The organism is Treponema bryantii (assembly GCF_036492245.1).
GTDB classification, from domain to species: domain Bacteria; phylum Spirochaetota; class Spirochaetia; order Treponematales; family Treponemataceae; genus Treponema_D; species Treponema_D bryantii_C.
In genome coordinates this window covers 837,502-860,524 of record NZ_AP025286.1, presented here as the reverse complement: position 1 = coordinate 860,524, position 23,023 = coordinate 837,502, and the positions used below count along the sequence as shown (strand labels likewise).

General features: G+C 38.6%; 20 protein-coding genes. 6 read left to right on the top strand and 14 right to left on the bottom strand.

Going from position 1 to position 23,023, the window contains the following annotated elements; translation table 11 throughout:
- Entirely contained in the window at positions 1–1,014 is a 1,014-nt protein-coding gene (locus AABJ44_RS04115; protein WP_338370638.1) for an FAD:protein FMN transferase, read from the bottom strand.
- 159 nt (positions 1,015–1,173) lie between these two features.
- Between AABJ44_RS04115 and AABJ44_RS04110 the strand changes: the two genes are divergently transcribed.
- Entirely contained in the window at positions 1,174–2,211 is a 1,038-nt protein-coding gene (locus AABJ44_RS04110) for a hypothetical protein (RefSeq protein ID WP_338370636.1), read from the top strand.
- A gap of 56 nt (positions 2,212–2,267) precedes the next feature.
- Here AABJ44_RS04110 and AABJ44_RS04105 read toward each other — a convergent pair whose 3' ends face one another.
- A complete protein-coding gene (locus tag AABJ44_RS04105; protein WP_338370635.1) occupies positions 2,268–3,689 on the bottom strand; it encodes a lyase family protein in 1,422 nt (473 codons plus the stop codon).
- Positions 3,690–3,817: 128 nt separating this feature from the next.
- On the opposite strand from AABJ44_RS04105, the gene AABJ44_RS04100 reads away from it, so the two are divergent.
- Positions 3,818–4,378, top strand: a complete 561-nt coding sequence (locus AABJ44_RS04100; RefSeq protein WP_338370633.1) for a GNAT family N-acetyltransferase — start codon at positions 3,818–3,820, stop codon at positions 4,376–4,378.
- Here AABJ44_RS04100 and AABJ44_RS04095 read toward each other — a convergent pair.
- From AABJ44_RS04095 to AABJ44_RS04070, 6 genes are all read right to left on the bottom strand, one after another.
- Positions 4,375–5,547: a peptidoglycan DD-metalloendopeptidase family protein gene (locus AABJ44_RS04095; protein ID WP_256210350.1), complete on the bottom strand. Its 1,173-nt coding sequence runs from the start codon at positions 5,545–5,547 to the stop codon at positions 4,375–4,377. The two genes, AABJ44_RS04100 and AABJ44_RS04095, sit on opposite strands and share 4 nt — an antisense overlap.
- Positions 5,544–6,140 carry an SAM-dependent methyltransferase gene (locus tag AABJ44_RS04090; protein WP_074643132.1) on the bottom strand — a complete coding sequence of 199 codons (597 nt, stop codon included), beginning with the start codon at positions 6,138–6,140 and terminating at the stop codon, positions 5,544–5,546. Before AABJ44_RS04090 ends, AABJ44_RS04095 begins: the two co-directional genes overlap by 4 nt.
- A gap of 81 nt (positions 6,141–6,221) precedes the next feature.
- Entirely contained in the window at positions 6,222–6,899 is a 678-nt protein-coding gene (locus AABJ44_RS04085) for an MBL fold metallo-hydrolase (protein ID WP_338370632.1), read from the bottom strand.
- Between the two features lie 5 nt (positions 6,900–6,904).
- Positions 6,905–7,999, bottom strand: coding sequence for a 30S ribosomal protein S1 (locus AABJ44_RS04080; RefSeq protein ID WP_338370631.1), 1,095 nt, complete (start codon positions 7,997–7,999; stop codon positions 6,905–6,907).
- A gap of 65 nt (positions 8,000–8,064) precedes the next feature.
- Positions 8,065–9,663: a hypothetical protein gene (locus AABJ44_RS04075; protein WP_338370630.1), complete on the bottom strand. Its 1,599-nt coding sequence runs from the start codon at positions 9,661–9,663 to the stop codon at positions 8,065–8,067.
- 23 nt (positions 9,664–9,686) lie between these two features.
- A complete protein-coding gene (locus tag AABJ44_RS04070) occupies positions 9,687–11,576 on the bottom strand; it encodes a tetratricopeptide repeat protein (protein ID WP_338370629.1) in 1,890 nt (629 codons plus the stop codon).
- A gap of 225 nt (positions 11,577–11,801) precedes the next feature.
- Here AABJ44_RS04070 and AABJ44_RS04065 point away from each other — a divergent pair, with 225 nt between their 5' ends.
- On the top strand, positions 11,802–14,108 hold the full coding sequence (locus AABJ44_RS04065) for an adenylate/guanylate cyclase domain-containing protein (RefSeq protein WP_338370628.1): 2,307 nt from the start codon (positions 11,802–11,804) through the stop codon (positions 14,106–14,108).
- Between the two features lie 74 nt (positions 14,109–14,182).
- On the opposite strand, the gene gatA is transcribed toward AABJ44_RS04065, so the two are convergent.
- Positions 14,183–15,685, bottom strand: coding sequence for an Asp-tRNA(Asn)/Glu-tRNA(Gln) amidotransferase subunit GatA (gene gatA / locus AABJ44_RS04060; RefSeq protein ID WP_338370627.1), 1,503 nt, complete (start codon positions 15,683–15,685; stop codon positions 14,183–14,185).
- Positions 15,686–15,687: 2 nt separating this feature from the next.
- On the bottom strand, positions 15,688–15,999 hold the full coding sequence (gene gatC, locus AABJ44_RS04055; RefSeq protein ID WP_074643146.1) for an Asp-tRNA(Asn)/Glu-tRNA(Gln) amidotransferase subunit GatC: 312 nt from the start codon (positions 15,997–15,999) through the stop codon (positions 15,688–15,690).
- Positions 16,000–16,056: 57 nt separating this feature from the next.
- Between gatC and AABJ44_RS04050 the strand changes: the two genes are divergently transcribed.
- Positions 16,057–16,668: a YgjV family protein gene (locus tag AABJ44_RS04050; protein WP_338370626.1), complete on the top strand. Its 612-nt coding sequence runs from the start codon at positions 16,057–16,059 to the stop codon at positions 16,666–16,668.
- On the opposite strand, the gene AABJ44_RS04045 is transcribed toward AABJ44_RS04050, so the two are convergent.
- A complete protein-coding gene (locus AABJ44_RS04045) occupies positions 16,665–18,737 on the bottom strand; it encodes a methyl-accepting chemotaxis protein (protein ID WP_338370625.1) in 2,073 nt (690 codons plus the stop codon). The two genes, AABJ44_RS04050 and AABJ44_RS04045, sit on opposite strands and share 4 nt — an antisense overlap.
- Before the next feature lie 175 nt (positions 18,738–18,912).
- Between AABJ44_RS04045 and AABJ44_RS04040 the strand changes: the two genes are divergently transcribed.
- Both AABJ44_RS04040 and AABJ44_RS04035 read left to right on the top strand, forming a co-directional pair.
- On the top strand, positions 18,913–20,604 hold the full coding sequence (locus AABJ44_RS04040; RefSeq protein WP_338370623.1) for a sialate O-acetylesterase: 1,692 nt from the start codon (positions 18,913–18,915) through the stop codon (positions 20,602–20,604).
- Positions 20,601–21,215: a hypothetical protein gene (locus tag AABJ44_RS04035; protein ID WP_338370622.1), complete on the top strand. Its 615-nt coding sequence runs from the start codon at positions 20,601–20,603 to the stop codon at positions 21,213–21,215. The genes AABJ44_RS04040 and AABJ44_RS04035 overlap by 4 nt, the downstream gene beginning before the upstream one ends.
- Before the next feature lie 18 nt (positions 21,216–21,233).
- Here AABJ44_RS04035 and AABJ44_RS04030 read toward each other — a convergent pair whose 3' ends face one another.
- The 3 genes from AABJ44_RS04030 to AABJ44_RS04020 are packed head-to-tail and all read right to left on the bottom strand — an operon-like array spanning position 21,234 to position 22,989.
- Entirely contained in the window at positions 21,234–21,629 is a 396-nt protein-coding gene (locus AABJ44_RS04030) for a GNAT family N-acetyltransferase (RefSeq protein WP_338370620.1), read from the bottom strand.
- A gap of 25 nt (positions 21,630–21,654) precedes the next feature.
- Positions 21,655–22,152, bottom strand: coding sequence for a GNAT family N-acetyltransferase (locus AABJ44_RS04025; RefSeq protein ID WP_338370618.1), 498 nt, complete (start codon positions 22,150–22,152; stop codon positions 21,655–21,657).
- Between the two features lie 3 nt (positions 22,153–22,155).
- A complete protein-coding gene (locus AABJ44_RS04020; protein WP_338370617.1) occupies positions 22,156–22,989 on the bottom strand; it encodes a YARHG domain-containing protein in 834 nt (277 codons plus the stop codon).
- Positions 22,990–23,023: the final 34 nt, after the last annotated feature.

The window sequence follows — 23,023 nt, the reverse complement described above, 5'->3', positions numbered from 1 at the left end:
CTAATCAGATACACACTCAATGCGGGAAAATTCAATTAGCGGTTTTATAAAACTGCTAAGTCCCGCACTGTAAATAAGTTCTCGTTCTTTTGTAACAAGCACAAAATCAAAATCAGTATTAGCCTTGTAAAAATCTATTGCGACTTCTTTTCCCATAACAAAAAGAGCAGTACTTAAAGCATCTGCATATTTTCCGCTTTCACAGACAATTGTTACACTTTCAAGATTGCTGTTGCTCGGACAGCCAGTTTTCGGATCAAAGATATGAATATAACGCACACCGTCTTTTTCAAAATATCGCTCATAGCCACCGCTTGTAACAACTGCCTTTGACTCAACACTTAGGGCTGCAGCAGCACCGCCTTCCCACGGATTTTTAATTCCAACACGCCATAGACTTCCGTCCGGCTTTTTTCCAACCGCCTGAATATTTCCGCCAAAATCAAGCAGTGCAGTTTTTATTCCGTTTGATTTTAATATTTCCACAGCCTTATCTGCAGCATAACCTTTTCCAATAGCTCCAAAATCAAGCTCCATTCTATCAGAAAGCAAAAGGCCTGCAGTATTGCATTCTACCTTCGAAAAATCCGTATTCAAAAGAAGTTCCTGAACACGTTCTGGCGAAGGAACCTTGTACTCTTCTGTAGTAAAGCCCCACTCCCGGATAACAGGATAAAGCGCAGGATTAAAAGCACCACCGGTGCGTAAATACATCTGTTTTGAAAAACCAAGAATCTCGGATAGTTCCGGATTTACAGGCGCATTAAGTATTTTATTATGATTTAACTGATACACATCACTATCAGTAAGCGTAGTAGACAAAATACCTTCCAGCTCACACACCTTTTCCTGAATTTCACGGCATACATTCTTCCCCTTCTTTGAAGAACTCGAATAAATACTGACAGTCATATACGTATTCATGGCTGTAAAACTTTCTGAAGTTTTAACCTGACCGCAGGAAATAAAAAGAAAAGAAATAAAAAGGAAAATTATAAATGTATTTTTGTTCACAAAAAAAATCTAACAAATCCACAGAATGTAATCAATAAGTTTTCAGTAAAAAAAACAAATTTGTTAGTTAAAACTTACTTGTTTAACATAAAACATTAGGATATATTAGTTTTAGTTAGTATCACCTAACTTTATTTCATAACAATTCGAGGTAATAAAATGAAAAGAAGTTTACTCAACTACGGTCTGTTAGCCGTAATGTTTGCTTTAACTTTAAGTGGCTGTAATCACGGAAATCAGGATAATCCTCCTGCCGATGATTCAGTATATGCACTTGTTAATATTCCGTATGAAGAATTCTTCAAGTCAGAAACTACAGACGGAAATTTTGACGCTTATACATCAGCAACACAAAAGGTTGCTAATGGTTCAATGAGCTATGGTACATACCACATTGAAACAACACCAGCACAAGCTGTTGCAAGAGGAATTACCTGCCCTGTAAAGATTTCAAAAGAACTGCTGAAGAGTCTGGGCGGAACAGAAATTACAGATGATTCAGCATCCTTCGATCTAACAATTTCGGGCCGTGGTGCTTCTACAATCCGTTATAGTGGAAAGCAGAATCTTTTCCAGTCTCCGGATTACAGCTACTATATCCTGAGCGAAACTCCAGAATATTATAAAGAAGCAGCTAAATCTGCTGATAAAGTTTCCTTCAGCAAAATCAAGGCAAGTCCAAAAGATATGGGAACTCTTTATGTTACTCTTGCAGCCGGAGAAGCCCATCATGATTTTTCTCCAACAATCGCTTTGTATAAATCCGAAGAAGAACTTTCTGAAACTAAAACCAGCATCAAAGTTGTAAAACTCGAAGAATTTTCAGGTGCAGAAATTGCAAAAACTGTTACTAAAGATGAAAATGATGAAGAAGTGCTTACAGACAAGCCGCTCAGCACATTAAAGACAATTATTGCAACTGATTCAGATGGCAAAGAGTATGGTCTTACTACACTCAGTAATTTCTTCTGGGGCAAAAAACAGATTGGCTTTAAGGCTCCTGCAGCCAATGATTATTACCCTCAGCATGAACTTGTAGGAAAAACAATCACAAAGCTTACTTTTATTACAGAATCAGATGTTTATACAACATCAAAAATCGTAAAAGGAACAATTGCAGATCCAAAAGCTGCAGAACTGATTTTCACTCCTTCTGATGATCCATCTTTTACTGTTGAAAACATTCAGGGTAAATAAACTGTAAACTACCATAAAAAAATGGGCAATCAGAATAACTGATTGCCTTTTCTATTTTATTTCATCAATTCTTTATACTTCAGAGCAAGTCTCTTAGACTTCACTGCAGCAAGTCCGCAGTAATTGCTTGGATGTTCAAAGAAGTTTGCAGGATTCTCAACCCCAAGCTTTTCAAGCTGAGCTGTGATGTCTGCATATTCTTTTTCGTGAGTTTTGAGAACTTCGAAGAAAGTCTTTCCGCTCTGTTCAGCTTCCAAAGTAATCTTACGGATAACTTCGTGGCCGTCGTTGTATCCAGCTTCTCCAAGCAAGATATAAGCTGGTTCTGCAAGAACGCCGCCCTTTACCTTACCACCGGCATTTTCGAGGTTACGAGCCATGCCTTCCTTATCAGCCTGAAGTCCCTTAACAACGCTGTTCATACGTGCAACTGCCATTGTAAATCCGCTTACATAATCTGCAATAAAGCGCTGTGAAGCAGAGTTTGTAAGGTCACGCTGATGTTCAGAAATCTGATCCATATAGAAAGTGATTACGCGTGGACACATAGCCTTCCACAAAGACTTAACGTGCTCGCTGTTCCATGGGTTTCTCTTCTGTGGCATTGTTGAAGAACCAACCTGAGTTGCAGCAAAGTATTCGAATACTTCACCGATTTCGCTTCTCTGAAGGTTACGGAGGTCATCTGCAAGGTTAGCTATAATTCCGAATGCAACGTTCATCTCAAGCAAGAGGCGGAGAACGTATTCAGGTTCAACAAGCTGATTTGAATATTCAGATGGTGTAAGACCAAGGAATTCTGTATAAGTGCGTTCGAGTTCTTCAGGATCTTTTACGATCATTGAAGGTCCGTTGTAAGAACCAACAGGACCAGCCAATTTACCAACAAGCTGGTTAGAAAGTTCTTCGATGCGGAGGATTGATTTTCCAAGGCGGCTTACGAACTCAGCAATGCTCCATCCGAAAGTGATAGGTACAGCATGCTGTCCGTGTGTACGGCCAACCTGTGGAGTTGCGCATTCGCGTTCTGCAATGTCGCAGAGATAATTTTCAAGTTTCTTAAGTTCTGGAAGTACGACGTTCTGTGTTACATCACGCATACGGCAGCTGAGGGCTGTATCAAGAATATCAACTGAAGTAGCACCAAGATGGATAAGTGGTCCGATTTCTGAATCAACCTTAGTTTTCATTACGTTTACAAGAGCACGGATATTGTGCTTTGTTTTTTCTTCTTCTGTGTAAACTTCCTGAGGATCAATGTTTGCAGCAACATCATCAAGAGTTTTTGCAATTTCATCAGTCAATTTTCCGCGAAGTTTGAGGTGAGCTTTTACGAGAGCAGCTTCACATTTTGCACAAGAGCGGATAGAAGCTTCTTCGGAAATATACTTAGAAAGGCCGGCAAATGCATCGGCTTCCGACAAAGAGTATCTGTGATCGATACAAGAAAGGTTTTCAAAAATGTTTCGTGTTTCCATAGCGAGATTATAGCGAATTTTACAGATATGTGGAAGTTGCACAAATCTTTAAATATATTTAAGATGTCAAAATATAATAACGCCGGTCGTATGATCTGGCAGAAATTTTAATTATGTGAGGTACAACTATGACTATTAAACCTTTTGACTTTAAACTGAAAGACGGCCGCACTGCTACCATTCTTTCCCCACGTGAAGAAGATATCAATGGAGTAATTGAATATCTTAAAATTTCTGCCGGCGAAACCGAGTTTATTTTGCGTTATCCTGAAGAATGCGATAAGTATACTTATGAAGCAGAAAAAGCCCTTTTTGAGCGTAAGAATGCATCTGAAGATGAAGCTATGCTGATCTGCATTGTTGACGGAAAAGTTGCAGGAAACTGTGGCATTCAGTTCAGCTCTCAATTAAAACTCAGACACCGCGCAGGCGTTGCAATTGCACTGTGCAAGGAATACTGGAACCTCGGAATTGGCACCCGCATGTTCGAAGAAATGGAAAAACTTGCGTTGAATAAGCCATATGTTCAAATTCTTGAGCTTGATTTTGTTGAAGGCAATACAAGAGCCAGAGCTCTTTACGAAAAGATGGGATTCAAAATCATCGGTCGCCGTCCTTCAGCAATCTGCCTGAAAGACGGAACTCTGCTCGATGAATATATGATGCAGAAGAAACTGGTAAGAAACTAATTAAGCACCGTCATCGGATTTATTGTCTTACCGTTCTTATAAACTGTAAAGTGGAGGTGTGGACCGGTACTCATACCAGTTGATCCTACATAACCGATTACAGTGTTTGTATAAACGAAATTACCTTTACGGCACGCAGTAGACTTCATATGGCCGTAAAGGGTTTTATATCCTGAATGGTGAGTAATAATTACATAGTTACCATAAGTTGCATTATAGCCGACTGCAGAAACAGTTCCGTCCAAAGCTGCATAAATTGGAGTTCCACTACTTACAGCCATATCAATACCACCGTGGAAGGTACGAGCACCTGCATTAAATGGAGAATTACGCCAGCCATAATTAGAAGAAAGCCAGTAACGCGCATGAAGAGGCTTTTTGAAGAGATCTCCATTGATTTCCTGACGTGTTGCCCAGTCCAGCTCAGCATCTGGAATAAAAAGTGATGTTCCTGCCTTCAGCTCAGTATCCAGACTTACATAATTTGCATTTGCACATTTTTCTGCATTAACCTTGTATTTATCTGCAATAGTCTGTGGAGTCTCACCGTTTTTCTTTACCGTATAAATGATTCCAGGCATTGAAGGAATCTTAAGATACTGACCAGGCTGAATAAGACGACTCTGCTTGATATTATTTACACTGATAATTGTATCCTGAGTTACATCAAAAGCATCAGCAATAAAACCAATCATATCACCTGATTTTACGCGATAAGTCTGATATGTAATAATAGAAGAATCAGAATCAAAGGATTTTTCTGCCAGACCTTCCTCTGCAAGAAGCTCTTCAGCAGCAATATTTGAATCAGCATCAATAATATCTGCTGATTTTACATCTTTTTCTACAGATGCAAGAAGTGAAGAAAGATTTTCCTCATATTCCGGTTCGGCAGTAGTTTCAAGACCACCGACACCATGGCGTGAATCAGGACGGCGTGCTGTAATCAAAACACAAGTTAAAAACACCCCAGCACAAAAACCGAGAACAGAGAGACAAACGACTTGTATAGAATTAGATTTAAAACTCATAACTATACTTTTTACCAATTTCTTAATTATACAATGCCTTTTTTCAGAAATAAAGCATTTTTTTTCAGATATTCGTTCGGCCTCAATTGTCGCTTCACACTTTTTAAGGAACGACTTTTCTCCAATCTTTTCACTCATTTCTTGCAAATCCCCACCAGATAAGTTTCAAACGATTCTGCACGACAGGCTTCAGGTTTAAAACCTTTGGCAGAAGTAAAAGTTTCTCGCATAAGCTTTAAAAGCCTCTGCTGATCTCCATTCTGAAAAATCTTTACACAAAAATTAGCTCCAGGTTTAAGCATAGTCTGAGCATACCAGATAGCCATTTCAACGAGCTGTTCGCTACGGGCAGTATCTACAGTTCTATTCCCGGTAGTTTTTGGAGCTGCATCACAAACAACGAGGTCATAAGGACCTTCACTCTTTATCTGATTACGGATTTCCGGAGCATTAAGATCGCCCTGAATAAAAACAAGATTATCGCCTTTTACAGTTTTTGCCAGAGGATTCAAATCACATGATACAACCTTACCAGAACCATCCAGCTGACGAAGTAAGAAAGTAGTCCAGCTTCCCGGTGCAGATCCCAAATCAAGAACAGTATAATTTTTCTTAATCATTCCGAATTTCTCGTCAATTTCCTTAAGTTTATAAACTGAACGAGCAGGATATCCTTCTGAGAAAGCTTTCTGAGACCAGTAATCTGGTTTTTCGTATGAATTTTTTGCCATAGTTATTTATCGGTATAAAAAAATGGATATTTAGATAAAAAAGACAGGAGGAAAGCCTTCCCCTCCTGTCTTTTTTCGTGGTTAGATTTTTACTTTTGCGTTATTTCCAAGAGAATCTTCGCTTTCTTTGACACCACCATCGTCATTGAAAAAGTCGTTTACATTGATTACAGGATTTCCGCTGGTACGGCGAGCAAGAATCTTTTTGTAAATATTCAGAACATTTTCTTTTGGCTGAATGAAAGATTTATCGTGGCTCAGACAGAAATTTGGCGCTTCAATAAGCTCCATGCGCTTAATCATCTGTTCAAGCAGCTGTACGTTATATTCGCGGGCTTTAAGGCGGAACTTACAGTAAGTTGCATCACCTAGAAAAGCATAATCCTTGTATTCCATTGCAAGACAGCCCTTTGAGTGACTGGATGGAAACTGATAGATTTTGATACCGTCCGGAAAAGTAAGGTCTGAATCAACGACAGTTCCTGCCCTCGTATATTTTTTTGTGTATTTTGTAACATAAAGATTATCACATTTGACTTTCAGAAGATTCAGAATGTGGTCCGGATGAAAGTGCGAAATAACGATATTCTTTTTGCCTTCTACAGAGTTTATAAGACCTGCTGCTTCAGAGGTCGTTCCCGTGTCGAAAATCCAGGTAATCTCAGAGCCTGCAGGTTTTATAAAAACTACATCGCTCGAGATAGGATTTTCAACAGAGGGAAGATAGGATATTTCGGGAGTTATATCCACGAGTGGCATAACACTTATTTCTTTAACAAAGCTGCAAACGGATTATATGTTTCGCCGTCATCATCCTGTGAGCTCATATACTGTGCAGCAGTATCATCCTGTTCTTTTGAAGTAGCTGTAGTCAAAGAAATACGCTTATTAGCAGCATCTACCTTTGTTACAACAACACTCATTTCCTGACCAGGCTTATAAACCTTTTTCAGATTTGTATTTGCACTAAGTCCTTCAAGTTCGCTTACATGAACAAGACCGTCTATTCCCTTATCAAGATTTACAAAGAGACCGAAATCCATAATCTTGCTGATTTTTCCGTCTACCTTTGTTCCAACAGGGAACTTGCTTGCAGCCTCCTCCCAAGGATCAGACATCAAAGCCTTAAGACTTACGCTTACACGCTCATTTTTCCAGTCTGTTTTAATAACCTTTACTTTAAGTTCCTGACCTACTTCAACAACTTCACCAGCATCAGATACACGGTCAAAAGAAAGCTCACTGATTGGAAGAAGTGCACGGAAGCCCTGAATATTTACAAATGCTCCAAACTTTTCAATACTTTCTACAGTTGCTTCTACCACAGCGCCTTCTGTAATCTGAGTTGCAAGCTTACCAAGCTTATTTGCATATTCGCTTTCACCGATTTTGCGGTTAGAAACCAGAATATCTTTTCCATCATTTTTATATTCAGTAATAATAAAGCTCAGAGTTTTTCCAACATAGAAAGCAGGCTCTTTTTTATCTTTAAAGCCCATCTGAGAATATGGACAGAAAGCACGTTTTCCACCGATTTTTACATCAAAACCGCCTTTAATTTCTGCATCAACATGACCTTCTACTGGAATACCGCCCTTGAATGCATTTTCAATCATTGTATCGTCAGCAGAACTTCCTCCGATTTTAGTTGTAAAACGCATTTCACCGTGAACTTCGCCGGTAAAGAAAACCTTTATTTTATCGCCTTCTTTTACGCTTACGTTGCCTTCCTCATCCTTAAACTCAGCAACATCAATAACGCCTTCAGACTTTGCACTCAAATCAACAAAAACTGTGGAATCAGTAACAGCTACAACTGTAGTTTCAAAGCTGTCACCAATATTAAATCTATTCATCATATTAAAACCTCCAAAAGATGCGGTTTTAATATTACATTAAAAGAGGATTTTATGAAATAGAGGAACTAATAATATCTGGCTTCAGTAAAGTGTTTTATCAGAATATCCTGGGACGGCATATCAATATTAACATCAGAATCAGGAACACTGATTGGCAGATAAAGCGACCAGGCATTCTTTAACGGAATGAGAGCAGCATTTTCACCGGCTTTTCTCCATTCACGGGCCCCATATGACCAGGCAAGACTGAAAGTATCCTGTGAAAGTGTAATTTCTACAGGAACCCAGAGTTTTCCTTCCGCGGCTATATAATATCCTTTTCGAACAGAACCAATTTTATCTGCAGAAAGTCCCGAATCAAATGCCATATAGATATGGCCCGGAACTGTTATAAATGCAGTTTCAATACCAAGAGCTTCGAGTAACGAACAGTTCAAAATTGTAAGGTCATCACAGTCACCACCATGGTATAAAAGTGTCTGATACGGGAACTGAAGGAAATCTACAGCCGCAGTACCAACATTATCTGTAAACGCACTCGAAGGATCTACTACATAGTTAATACCAAAGGCCTTAAGAGCACCAAAAATTGCAGCAGCGTACTGAACATTCTCCGGAATATCCTTACGGAGATTATTTCTTACAGCAGTTTTTACAAGACGTGCAAATCTCTGCGCAGTAGCGTCTCGTCCAGAAACAAAGGCTGCTGCACGGCGATCATCTTCCCAGGTCATTGAATTACGGCTTAAAGCAGTAACTGGAATGTTATAGGTAGATGTCTGTTTTTTTCCGATTGAATAATAAGTTACAGTAACTTCCAGATCAGAAGACTTTGGCTGTATAAGTTCGAGAATATTTTCATTAAAAAGCGCACAGGCAGAAACTTCAAAAGAGTCTCCGCGCCCTACCTGTGGAGCCTGATAAATTGTATATGGAGTAGTCATAAAGGAATCAACGAGAATTGAAACTTCTACATCATAAATATCATTTTCTTCATTATTAACAAAAGTAAAATGACCAAAAGGATTATCAGAATAATGCGAGAAGAATACAGGGAACAGCGGCTCAACCTCATTTTCTTCCATTGAAATCTTATTAGAACTGAAAAGTCCACGTGAAAGACTATATCTCATTCCAATACCAAGCTCGAAATTATTCATAAAAGGACTTGGTCTGGTATAGTAAGTCTTAAAGCCACCAAAGGCAGAAAGTGAAAAAGCAGGTCCAAGATAAAACTCACCGCCTACTCTACCGCCGAAAACCAGTCCGCTGGCAGATTGTATGTTTGCAGAATCAGATGTATTAAAACTCCAAAGTCCGGCATAAAATTCCGGAAAAACGGCAAATCTATCATTTATACGGAAGTTATATCCAAGACCAAGAGCCCCATCAAAAAGCGACTGAATTCCTAAACCTTCTATAGGATATACTGAATAAGTAAACTCACCAGATATAAAGATTTTATCGCGGCCTCTCAAACTGACCGGAGCAATATCAATTCCGACATTTCCTCCAAAGCCACCTGCCTTATTCATAAAATTATTCAGAGGAGCTTCATAGACCGGATATAAATGCAAAGACAGGTCTAATGCCGAAGCCCCAGCTGTAAGTAAGGTAATAAAGGAAAGTATAATTGCTGTCTTTTTTATTCTTAACTGTTTCAACTCTTCTCTTCCTTTCCTATTACTTACTCAACTTTTGAATTTGCATTTTCAAGACCTTTCTGGGCAACTTTATTTGAAGGGTCTTTTTCAAGAACTCGTCTATATTGAGCTGCAGCAGCGGCATAATTCTTTTCTATCATGAGGATGTTTGCAGTATTGTTCATTGCAGAAACTGTTGAAAGCTTCTGGAATTCACGTTTTGCCTCTGAATATCGGCCGGCACGAACAAGTGCAATGCCAAGTTTGTTTGTATTACCAGCTGCACGTTCACGTTTGATTACTGCTTCAATATCAGAATCAATATAACTCTGAATTGCAGCCTTTATATTCTTTACCAGTGCATCCTGTTTTGGAAGTGTAACATTTGAGTTATTGCTGTAAGCAACCGGCTTATAAAGTGTCCAGGCATCAGTTGTATCAATAAACTCATAGTAAACATCTTCGCTTGTAAGACATTTTGCAACAGCTTCTGAACCAGCCTTGAAACTTGCAGTAAAACCTTTGCTCAAAGCAGCCATTGAAAGAGCAAGATAAACGGATTCAGATTCTTCATCTATCAAAAGTCCATCTGTTGTGGCGAAATTACTTAAAACCTGAGCCGGAGAAATTCCAAGTCGAACGAGAACAAGGAAATCATCATCTAAAGGCATAAAGCCAGTCGGAACATTTACAGTCTGCAGGCAGGAACAAAGAAGAATTCCAAGCTCATCATAATCACCAGAAAGATACTGCATTGTCTGCAGAGGATACTGAATTGAATCAAGTTTATCCGAAAGATGATATTCGTTATATGGAGATGTTGTATCTGCAGAATAATTCATTCCGATAAGACGAAGCCCTTCTACCATTCCTACTGCATACTGAAGAGTTGCATTCATACCAGTGTAAAGATTGTTACGGGTAATTCCTGCAACATCTTTTGCAAAGGTTGCAATTTCCTGGGAATCTGGAGAAATAAAGGCAGCAAGTCCTGCATAATCACTCCAGTTAAAGGCATTTCTGTTATTTACCGAAATAACAACTGACTCAACGGCAGTCATTCTTTTTCCGAGGAACTCATATTCTATTACAACTTCACCACTGATTTTTCCGTTTTCTGTGTATTTCAGGATTTCATCAGAAAAATCTGCACAAAGCGGGAAAGTCATAGTTGAATGGCGGTTGATTCTGGAAGCAGAACCACAAAGTTTAGTTCCAGCTGTATATCTGTTTATACGAAAATAAACATTTACATTTCTGAGTTCTGCACCATCATCATTGCGTAGATATATAGTACCAAAAGGCTCTGTTCCATAAACAGCAGAATAAACAGGATAAACGACACTATCCTGAACAACCCGAACAGACAAAGCAGAACTGCGTGTATTATTACCTACACTTCCGCTGAATCTAAGCGAGAGTCCGCCATACGGTCCAGAAAGAAAACTTTCTTCTCCGGCATCTGCACAAAAACTTGCATAACCACCAAAGGCACTTACGGTAAATTTAGAATTCACACGAAAACCAAGTTCACCAAAGGCACGCCAGTAAATATCAGAGAAAGAAGTTTTCGAATTAGAATCACCATCTTTCTTCAGCTGAGAAATATAAGTAGTTGCACCAAATGCACCACCAGCACCGATGTAAAGACGTGAAATAGGATAGTAGTAAAGTCCGAGATTTGCACCACCAAAAGCAACATTTATTGCCTGGTTATCTCCAGAAGGCTTTTCATAAAGGTAACCGCCTTCTCCACCAATTGTCAAAAGATTAAACAAATCTATTCCACCAGAAACAACAGCTCCTGGAGCAAAAGACATATACTCTTCTTTTGGAAAAATAACGACAGGTTCAAGTTTGAATACAAAATCAAGTGCGGTAAGTGAGCAGATATTTATTGCTGCCAGTAATGCCAAAGACAGTAGTTTTTTCATTGGAACTCAACCCCTATATTATAATAGTTAATTATATCCTACAAATTTTTATATGTCACTTAAAAATAAATAAACAGGGCTGAACAAGTACAGTTATTTCCTTTGCATTGTTATAGCCAATTGTGTTTACTATTTCATCCTGTCACTTAAAAATAACTATGGAAAAATCCCTGTTTCTACCATATAATATCATTATACGTAAAAACACCTCCAGGAAAGTAAAAAATGAAAAACAAATCTCCAAAGACGAAAAAGCATAATTCGTCAAAAAATAAAATCAAAATCAATACTAAAAAAATATTTTTCTTTGTATGCAGAATTATTCCGGCAATCTTTCTTACTATTCTTTTTCTATTGCCAATGGGAATGCAGGGCATGAATCTTGGTGAAGCAGAAAATACTGCAAACCTGATTTATCCATACATGCTGCCATTTATCCATTCTTCAACTATTCAGGAAAGTATTCTTCATATTGTTTACTTTATGATTTACTTTCTCCCCTTCACTGCTCTTTTTCTTTTGATTTCAATTTTCATAAAAGGAAAGGTTAATACAATTCTTTATATTCTCACTTATATCAGCCTTACCTTCTATCTTTTCTGTTCTATAACATGCATTATAATTTTTGCAAACTGCTGGCGATGGTTTCTTACATTACCAGTTTCAGCCTATGTTGCATTAGGATTAAGTTTTATTTCTCATGCCCTGATGTCTATTTTTGGGATTTTTTTCCTTCGTGAAATGAATCCTGAATTTGCAGAGTATAAGAAGTTTCAGGCAGAATCAAAACAGAAAACAAAAATCTCAATTAAAACAAAGTTCACTGTAACAATTATCACTGCAATTGCAGTTGTCATGGTAATCTTTACCCTTCTGATTCTGCACAGTTATAAAAAAATGTTTACAGAAGCTGTAAGTGATGTTGGACGTTCTCAGGCAGAACAGACTTCTACAGTTTATGATTCTGCAGATGGAAAATACGAAAAAATCGCTCCATATTTTACTCAGCAGAAAGAATCAAACAGCTATGCCGATTGTCCTTTTGAACGAATTGATATCATCACAGCAAGTACACCGGGAAATATTATTTTCCAGAAAACAGGCGAACACATTACTTTTGTTCCGGCAGAAGATGGAACAGAATTTAAACTGGAAGATATTGAATGGCCTGAATATGATGTATTTTCTTATACTACAGCGACCGGCCATGTAAAGGATATTCCAGAAGAAGAAAAACGTATCTCTCCGGAAAAGGCTCGAGAATACTTTATAAACTTTCAGAGCGGAAACTATAAAAAACAGCCTGTGCTTGACGGCGACTACTGTAAATATATTTATCCGGTTTCATTTACAAGAAAAAACGGTTTTAAGCTTGTAGGATTTTCAATTGTTACTTACAAATCTGAAATCCTCATGCGTTCTTATTTCCACGTACAGATTTATGTTTTCACCATGGTTGTGATGTTCCTATACATTTCGATTATTCTTGCACTTTTTATTGCAGATTTCATCACAAATCCATTGCTCTTTCTTAAAACAAATGTCCGTAAAACTGCAAATACGCTTGAAGAAATTCTGGACGGTAATTCTAAAATAACAGCAGAACAGCTTACCTTTATTGATTCCATTAAGACTCATGATGAGACAAAGGATCTTTCCAAGGAAATCAAAAACATGGTTGGAATTATCCGCGGAATTATTCCTTACATTTCGTTCTCTACGCTGCAGGCTGCCGACAAGGATACTAAAAAAGCAAGTTCTTCCCGTGAACTTTGCTTCCTGTTTACAGATATCCGTGGCTTTACAACTTTATGCGAAGGTAAAAAACCTCAGGATGTTGTAGAAATTTTGAATCACTATCTGGATATTGAAACTGAAATCATTTTGAATAATGGCGGAGATGTAGATAAGTTTGTTGGTGATGAGATGATGGCTTTCTTCTCCGGCCCTAAAAAGGAATACAATGCCTGCAAGGCTGCTATGGAAATCCGTGCAGCAATGAGAGCTCAACAGCAGCAGGCTCTTGCTGATGGTTCTGATTATATTTCAATGGGAATTGGTATCAACACCGGCCGTGTAATTTTTGGTTCTGTCGGTGCACGAAGCCGTATGGACTTTACTTCGATTGGTGATACTGTAAATCTTGCAGCCCGTCTTGAAGGAGCAAATAAAGCTTACGGCTCTAAAGCAATTATTACGGAAGCTGTTTTTGACAAGTTGAAAGATACCTTTGTCTGCCGTGAACTGGACTTTATCAAAGTAAAGGGCAAAAATGAACCTGTACGTATTTATGAGATTCTTCAGACTAAAGCAGCTGCAACCGACAAGCTTTTTGAAATAAAAGATTTGTTTGAGAAAGGACTCGCTGCATACCGCAAACAGGCATGGGATAATGCGGAAGAAAAGTTCCAGTTGTGTAACGAAAAATACCAGGATATGCCGTCTGTAGTATTCATCGACCGAATTGCCCACTTTAAAACAAACCCACCTCCGAAGAAGTGGGATGGTGTTTTTGAGCTGAAAGTCAAATGATTCACAGTCATTGCGAGGAGTGAAACGACGAAACAATCTATTTAATGGATTGCTTCGCTACGCTCGCAATGACGTTATTCTTTTACAGCGATTCCACAGCCTGCGTGGTCGTTTTCCCAATTCTGAGCAAGTCTCAGAATCTTTTTCTCGCTGAACATAGCTCCGGCAAACTGCATACCAATTGGCATTCCGTCTGTGCTTGTACGTCCGGCAGGAACGTTGATTGAAGGAATACGTGCAAGGTTTACGAAAGTTGTGTAAAGGTCTGAAAGGTACATCTCAAGCGGGCTGTCTACCTTTGCACCAAGTTTGAATGCAGCAGTTGGACAAGTTGGGCACAAGATGATGTCGTACTTTTCGAATACAGCAGCAACTTCACGCTGAATACGTGCACGAACTGTCATACCCTTTTTATATGTATCTCCAGAGAACTGCTCTGAAAGAACGTAGTTACCAATTACAATACGGCGCTTAACTTCTGGGCCAAAACCTTCTGAACGAGTCTTTACATAAAGCTCATCATAGCCCTGACCATCATCAACACGGCGGCCATAGCGGATACCATCAAAACGGCTGAGGTTAGAAGCAGCTTCTGAAAGAGCAATTACATAATAAGCAGCAATTGAAGCATCAAGAATAGGAAGGTCAACTTCTTCTACAGCTGCTCCCTTATCTGTAAACCACTTGCGGGTTTCTTCAAAGCTTTTTACAACATCAGGATCAGCACCTTCTGTCTTAAGGAACTGCTTTGGAATTGCAATCTTAAGAGACTTGAACTCTGCATCAGAAAGAGCCTCAAGGCTGTTCAAAGATTTTCCTTCCGGCAAATCAGCTGATGTATCATCATACATATCTACACCGCACATAAGACTGAGAGGTTCAGCAATATCAGCTGGTGTATGACCGAGAATACCAACCTGATCCAGAGAAGAACCGTATGCTACAACACCCCAGCGGCTGAGTACACCGTAAGTTGGCTTAAGACCATAAATACCACAGTATGAAGCTGGCAAACGAACAGAACCACCAGTTTCTGTACCAAGACCAAAGAGAGCCTGGTTAGCAGCAACAGCGGCAGCCGAACCACCCGAAGAACCACCAGATACGAACTCGCGGTTGATAGGGTTACGTGTAGGACCGTAGCTTGAATATTCTGTAGAAGACCCCATAGCAAACTCATCCTGATTACAGCGGCCAAGTGCAATTGCACCGGCTTTTTCAAGGCGGTCAATTACAGTTGCGTTATATGGAGCTACATAGCCTTCGAGAATCTTAGAAGCACAAGTAAGACGATGGCCCTTTGAGTTGATATTATCTTTATTTGCAAATGGAATTCCAAGCAATGGCTTTTCTTCAAAAAGCTTATCGATGTTTCCGGCAGCGCGGGCAGCTTCAATTTCTTTATCGGCAGACTGTGCCTTTTCTACAGCGTCTTCGTAGAGTTCGATAAATGCGTTCAATGGAATTGGTGCAGACTTATCTTTTTCAAAAGTTTCTACTGCACTGCGAACAAGCTTTTCGCTAGTTGTCTCGCCGCTCTTGAGAGCAGCGCGTGTTTCTTTAATTGTATAGTACATAATTAAGCGCCCTCCCCGAGAACCTTTGGTACCTGGAAATAGCCGTCCATGAAGTTTTCGGAAACTTTCTTAACGTCGCTGATTTCAAGGCCTTCTACAACTGTATCTCCACGAAGCTTGTCTGCTTCTGTTCTTGGATATGCGTCATATGGATTTTCGCTATCATCATATTTAGAGAGAATATCAAAATAACCTACAATGTCGTCTACCTGTTTTTTCAAAGTCTCCATATTAGTACTTTCAGGAGACAAACGACTTAAATAAAGCAGATTCTCAAGAGTCTGCGCGTCAATTTCTTTATGCTGTGTTGCCATAAAGGATATTATAGTAAAAATTGTGTTTTTAGTGAATATACTATAAAATCTTAAGTTATGGATATGAGATTTATTTTAGAACTTATTGGCTATACAGGCTCCCTGCTTGTAATTGTTTCTATGCTGATGACTTCAGTTGTTAAGCTTAGAATTATCAACACAATTGGCAGTGTAATTTTCTGCGGATATGCAATTGCAATTCATTCTTACCCTACTGCAGCAATGCAGATTTGTCTGATAATCATAAACATGATAAATCTGTATAAGCTGAATAATACAAAAAAAGAATATTCTGCAATTTCAACAACTGCGGGCGATGGATTTCTGGCACATTTTCTTTTTGCAAATGGAACAGATATAAAAATCTTCTTTCCTAATTTTTCTGCACCTCAGGCAGAAGATAAAATCTTTATCATTACCTGTGGAGAAGTTCCTGCGGGAATCTTTATAGCAAAGGATGAAGGTAACGGCGTTCTTACTGCAAAGCTGGATTATACAACTCCGGCTTATCGAGACTGTTCAGCAGGAAAGTTTCTTTACACACATCTGACACGTCTGGGAATTAAGAAAATATATGCAGAAACAAAAATCCCCACCCACGAAAAATACCTTCATAAAATGGGCTTTTCGCAAGATGGGGATTCAAGTAAGCTCGTAAAAGAACTCTAAACAGTGAACTGATCTATCTGACCTCCAATGTCAGCAATAGAATCTTTCATTTCATCTGCAATCTGAGAAAGTTCCGAACCACTTTCATTTATCTTATTTGCACCTGCAGACATTTCATCCATACTGTTTTTCATTACAGAAGATGATTCCTGCAGGGCTGCAATATTTCTGAAAATAAGTTTATTACCTTCAATCATTTCCTGAGCAGAATTACTTACTTCAGAAGTACTCATGTTCATAACGCGGAGAGTTTCAATAACCTGCTTTGAACCTTCATTCTGTTCAGCCATTGCGGTTTTAATTTCATTAACAAGCTGATTTGTATTATCAATTTCATTTGATACACCAGAGAAGGCACGGCTTGATTCCTGCGAACCTTCAACAACTTCAATAATAGAAGCCTGAATACTGTTCAACTGATCACCAATTGTCTTTGACTGCTCTGTTGAAGTTTCAGAAAGCTTACGGATTTCATCTGCAACGACAGCAAATCCCTTACCGGCCTCACCTGCATGAGCCGCCTCAATTGCCGCATTCATAGCAAGAAGGTTTGTCTGTTCTGCAATATTTGCAATTGCCTGGTTTGCTTCCTGAAGCATCTTAGATTTATCTTCAATCTGGAAAATCTTTTCATTTACAGCAGCCTGCTTTGCCTGTCCTGCCTGAGCCTGTTTTTCAAGCTGAGCAAAAGAATCAGCCATCTTATCTACAGAAGTATTTACAGACTGAATATTTCCAATCATCTGTTCAACAGCAGAAGAAGCTTCTGATACTCCATCAGCCTGCTGGCGAATCATCTTTTCAAGGGAATCAATATTTGCAGCAATCTCATTTACTGCTCCTGCAGTTTCCTGAATATTCTCTGTCTGCTGATTGATATGCTCGTGAACAGAATCAATATGCGAAATAATCTGTGTGATAGCACTTGCGGTATTCTGAGTACTTGAAGTCATATTTACACCAACATTACTCAGGTTCTGTTCAGAACTCTTTAGGTTATTGATAATTCCCTGCAGTTTTTCAATAAAGCGGTTTTCATTTTCAACAAGGGCCCCAAAAACCCTGAACATTGATTTACCACGCAAGTTAACACGTTTTGTAAGATCCGCATTTCCTGAACTCAAATCATAGACCGCATCATTAAGAATATTAAGATGATTAACCATCGCAAGAATCTGAGTAGCAAGAATAATAATGATGATAACTGTAACAATTCCGGCAATCAGAGCTGTACGGCCGTTTTTTACAAAATCATGCATTGTATAAACTCTTTCCATTGCAAGATGCCAGCTTACAAGAGGAATCGCAGCAAGAACAAAATCTCTTACACCACTTGTTTCAAAAGAAATATCTTTAGGCATGTAATCAAAACCTGAAAGTTCAGGCATTCTATCAAGAATCGGAATCTTCTTTTCAAGGATAGAATCATCTAGCGCACCTGTAATTTCTTCTCCATCATTAAAAAGATACATTGTGATAGAAGAATCCAGGCCATCATACATTTCGTTAATCATGCTTGTAAGAGGAATACCAGTTCCAAGCATACCGATTGATTTTCCATTTTCTTTTACAACAGCATTTACCCAAAGGTTAGTCTGTTTCAACTGTGGGTTATAATTGATGTTGAAGTTATAAACATCTGTTTCATACATAGTCATGTTATACCAGTAATCATTTGGATCACTAGGATTTACAACATAACTTTCCTTCATATCACTCCAGAATACCTTATCTACATCTGAAACCCAGAAAATTGATTTTGATTTAAATGATTCCTTAAATACTTCCAGATCTTTAAAGGCAACTTCCCTGATTGCTTCATCATTTGGATTTTTCAGATATTCTCTTACGGCAGGCATTCTTAACAACTGAAGAACAAGCGTGAGCTGCTCATTCATCGAAGTTTCAAACTTTGCTCTTTTTACACGAGCTTCCATTTCCATATCTGCAAACGCCTGTGTTCGAGCATGGTTACGGGCAACATTCCTTATTAAAGTAAAAAGACCAACTGATCCTAAAAAACACACAATAGCAACAATTACAGTAGCTTTCTTTAACTTTGCGTTCATATAAAACTCCCCAAAATCTATTAACTCATTATTATTTTATTACTGCTTAGGAAAATAAGCAAATTCTTATTTATTTATATAACAATTCTTTAATAAAAGGTTATATAGGAAAGCTCCTCTATTTGCATTAGAATACAATTTGTTTATATTATAATAGAAGAAATAAGAGGAAAATATGACCGATTTAAAAACAATATTCTCAGTTGCTGCAGTTTTCTCAGACCACATGGTTTTGCAGAGAAATAAATATACATCAATTTTTGGAGAAGCTGAAAACGGAACTCTGATTAAAGCAGCTCTTTTTGATGAAAAAAATGAAGCACTTTGTATAAACAGTACAGTTGCAGAAAACGGACACTGGCTGCTTCAACTTGAACCTCAGTGTGCACAAACTGGCTGTAGCCTTATAATTACAGCCGGCGAAAATAAAATCAAATTTAAAGATATTGCGATAGGTGAAGTCTGGCTGGCAGGCGGTCAAAGTAATATGGAGTTTGAACTTCAGAACTGTACAGAAGGACCAGCAGAACTTGAAAGCGCTTCAGCAGGAAAGAATGTTCGCTTCTATTATACTAATAAGATTGCATGGATGGATGAGAAGTTTTACGAAGCTGAACACAATACAGCATGGCAGACCTGGGATAGTCCTGCAAAAGGTGCATGGTCTGCAGTCGGATACTTTTTTGCAAAAAAACTTGCTGAAGATTTAGGTTGTGTTGTCGGAGTGATTGGCTGTAACTGGGGAGGAACCTCGGCAAGTGCATGGATGCGCCGAGAATATCTTGAAGCTGACAGAGACCTGAATACTTACCTCACCGACTATGAAAATGCAGTAAGTGGAAAATCCATAGAACAGCAGTGCAAAGAATATGATGACTATGAAATAGAAAATGCAAAATGGCAGGAAGGCTTTTCAAAGCTCTGGGAAAAAGACCATGAAATTACCTGGGAAGCAGCAGAAAAAATTCTTGGCAAAAATCCATGGCCGGGTCCTGCATCATGCAAAAATCCTTACCGCCCTACCGGGCTTTATGATTGCATGCTTGCACGTATTATGCCTTATACACTGAAAGGGGTTATCTGGTATCAGGGTGAAAGTGATGACCACAAACCTCGTTCATATGCAAAACTTTTTACCTCTATGATTGAAAACTGGCGTTGTGATTTTAAGGATGCTGATTTACCGTTTGTTTTTGTACAGCTGCCGGTTCACCGCTATCAGGCCGATCCAGATTTTAAGCACTGGTGTATTATCCGCGAACAGCAGGCTAAAGTTCATGCAAGCATAAAAAATACCTGGATGACAGGTTGTTTTGATTTGGGCCAGTTCAGTGATATTCACCCTCGCGCAAAAAAAGTTCTTGCAGAACGAATGGAAAAGAATGCTCTGGCAAATGTTTATAATCTGATTCCATCACTTGATGCTGGAGCACCACAGTTAGAAAGCTGTCATGCAATGTATGATGGAGCCGCCGGCCAGGGATGTCTTGTTCTGACTTTTGCAAATGCTCCGTTTGGTTTTGAAGTTCGGGAAGATACAGTTCGCCTTGAAGAATACAAAAAGATGGAAGCAAATCAGGGTGTGACTGTTACAGAAGAATTTACAGGCTTTGAAATTGCGGGAAGTGATGGAGTATGGTATCCGGCAAAGTTTGCCTTTGGCGGAACTGATGGTAAACAAAATACAATTATTACTTGCAGCGAAAAAGTAACTCGACCTGTTGCTGCGCGTTACGGCTGGTTTAATTACGGGCCAGTTACAATTTATGGGAAGAACGGACTCCCGCTCTGTCCTTTCCAGGCAGGAGAAATAAAAGCTGAAGGCGGCAACAATCACGCAAAAATTCAGCAGATAATGACGGTATGAGAAAAGCAAAACACCACGTCATGCTGAACTTGTTTCAGCATCTATCAAACAGATCCCGAAATAAATTCGGGATGACAGTATTTGTTTTATTTTTTATTTTCTCTTCGATTTTCCCACAGCCCGTGCCCGGCTCATACTACGACTTTGTCGACGCCACAAAAGACATGCCGGCTGGCCATGACAAAACCTCTCTCATAATTTACCGTCCAGACAATGTTGGAGTTCTAAACGACATCCGCTGTTTTCTGAGACTTCAGGATGAAGAGGGAAACGACGTAACCTACATTGCATGCACCGCCACTTACGAATGGATGAGCACACCCGACATCATCAGAAACTACAAAAGAACTTACTTCCTCAGTGGCGGTATGGCAATGCACCTCAAACTAAAAAAGGGCCGTTACAAAATCTCCCTCTACACGCCAATTGACCAGCAGAATAATTTTACCTACGCCGAAGCAGGTACAAAGCCATTCCAGTGGGAATCCAATATTTTTGAATATGACACAGAAAATCCAACCAAGGTGATTTTTGTCACCCCTACCCGTAACGACAATGGTTTTTATAATGGCGGCTGGATTATTGATTACAAAGACGGTAGAAAGCCGTGATTATTCACATATTATTTTCTATACTCTTCTTGTCATAGCGCGTTCAGTGTCTCTTTTGAAGCCGAAGTGTTCGTATAAGCCATGGGCATCTCTCGTAACAAGGATTCCTAACAATGATGAAAAACGATTATCTGAAACAATAGTTGAAATCAGTTTTTTTCCAATTCCATTGCCACGGTATTTTTCATCTATAATGAAATCTGCTAAATAAAAAGTTGTAGCAAAGTCTGTGATAACTCGTGCCATTCCAATCAGAGAATCTTCGCTATATACTCCAAAGACAATTGAATTCTCAATTGATTTTCGAATAACTTCAGGGTCTCGTTTTTCTGCCCAATAAGTTGTATGTAAAAGCTCAATGGCTTTTTCAACAGGGAATTTTGTTTTGTCATCACTTATAATTATACTGCTCATTTTCAATCCTTCTTATTCTGTATGATTATAACCTCATTTCCATTTCGGTACATGGCCAATCGGTGTTTAGAATATTTATTGTTTTTTTGCTTATTGGAATAAAACCGATAGATTCATAACAGTGCCGGGCGTTGGGATTGTTTTCAAAAACTCCTAGAGTTATTTTTGTTGCATTCAATTCTTTTTTAGCATAACCAATTGCGAGTTCGAGCATTGCTTTACCATAGCCTTTTCCGCGTATTTCAGGCGAAACGATTACGAAACCAAAGCGAACAACGGATTTATTATTTATATCAGGTATCCGGATAAACAGATGGCCTATAGTATTTCCATTTTCTTCAATAGCTGTGAGAGGAAAAAACTCTAACCCAATTTTACGTGTGGCATAATTTTCGTTCAGTTCATTTCCATTCAGAGGAAATTTCCCGATTCTGTCTGCTGACCATTGGAACAATGTTTTCTCGTCTTTTACCCAGCTGCAAATTATCTGAGAATCTTCAGGTTTGTAATTGCGTAATTTCATTTTTTATTCCTCTTTTTTATTTGAAACATAACAATCTGTAGATCCGATCTTTATCCAATTTTTACTCCAGGTAAGATTATATTTTTTATCAGCTTCACTTTCATTCAATGGAAGTGAGATTTTTACAGGTGCCTTGTACTGAATGCATACAGGTGTTCCTTTTACAATATTATCATAATTATCATAGCCGCCAAAAATCACTTCTTCAGTTTCTGCAAGAAGAATAAGTCTGTTATTTTCTATGGACCATTTTCCCTGGATTTTCTTAAGGCGGTTAATTGTCTGAGACGGTGTATATTCAAATGTACGATCTTTATTTAATTTGAATAAAGGGCCGCGCTGATCTGCACCACCATTCCAGACTTCCCAGACGATATCTGCCCCTTCGAAATTATATTTAACATTTCCCTCGTTTTCGAATATTCTTATTTTGTTAATCGCAGTCTTCTCTAAATCTGTAAATGTAATATCTTTTGATTTTGGCTTATACCATTCGAACTGATTAAAATATTTTGTTAAATCTTCGTCTGCAAAAATATATCCATTCTTAGCGTAAAACATATTTCTAAAAAGTTTTAATTCTGTTTTTGTAAGCACACCCAGCTGTAAATCATTGAGATATAGTTTTTCAATTTCTTCTATTATTCCGTTTCTTATGATTGTTTTATATCTGAGCAGGTCAATGTCTTCTGCTGCAGATTTTAATCGTTCTGACTGCTGATACGTAAAAGAGTATTCACAATCGATTTCTGTGGAATATTTATTCTTTTCAAAGTTTTGAGAATAAAGAGAACTTATAATGCTTAGTAAAAGTGTGAATAGTAATACTTTTTTCAATTTTATACTCCAGATCCCGAATGTGCACGATGAT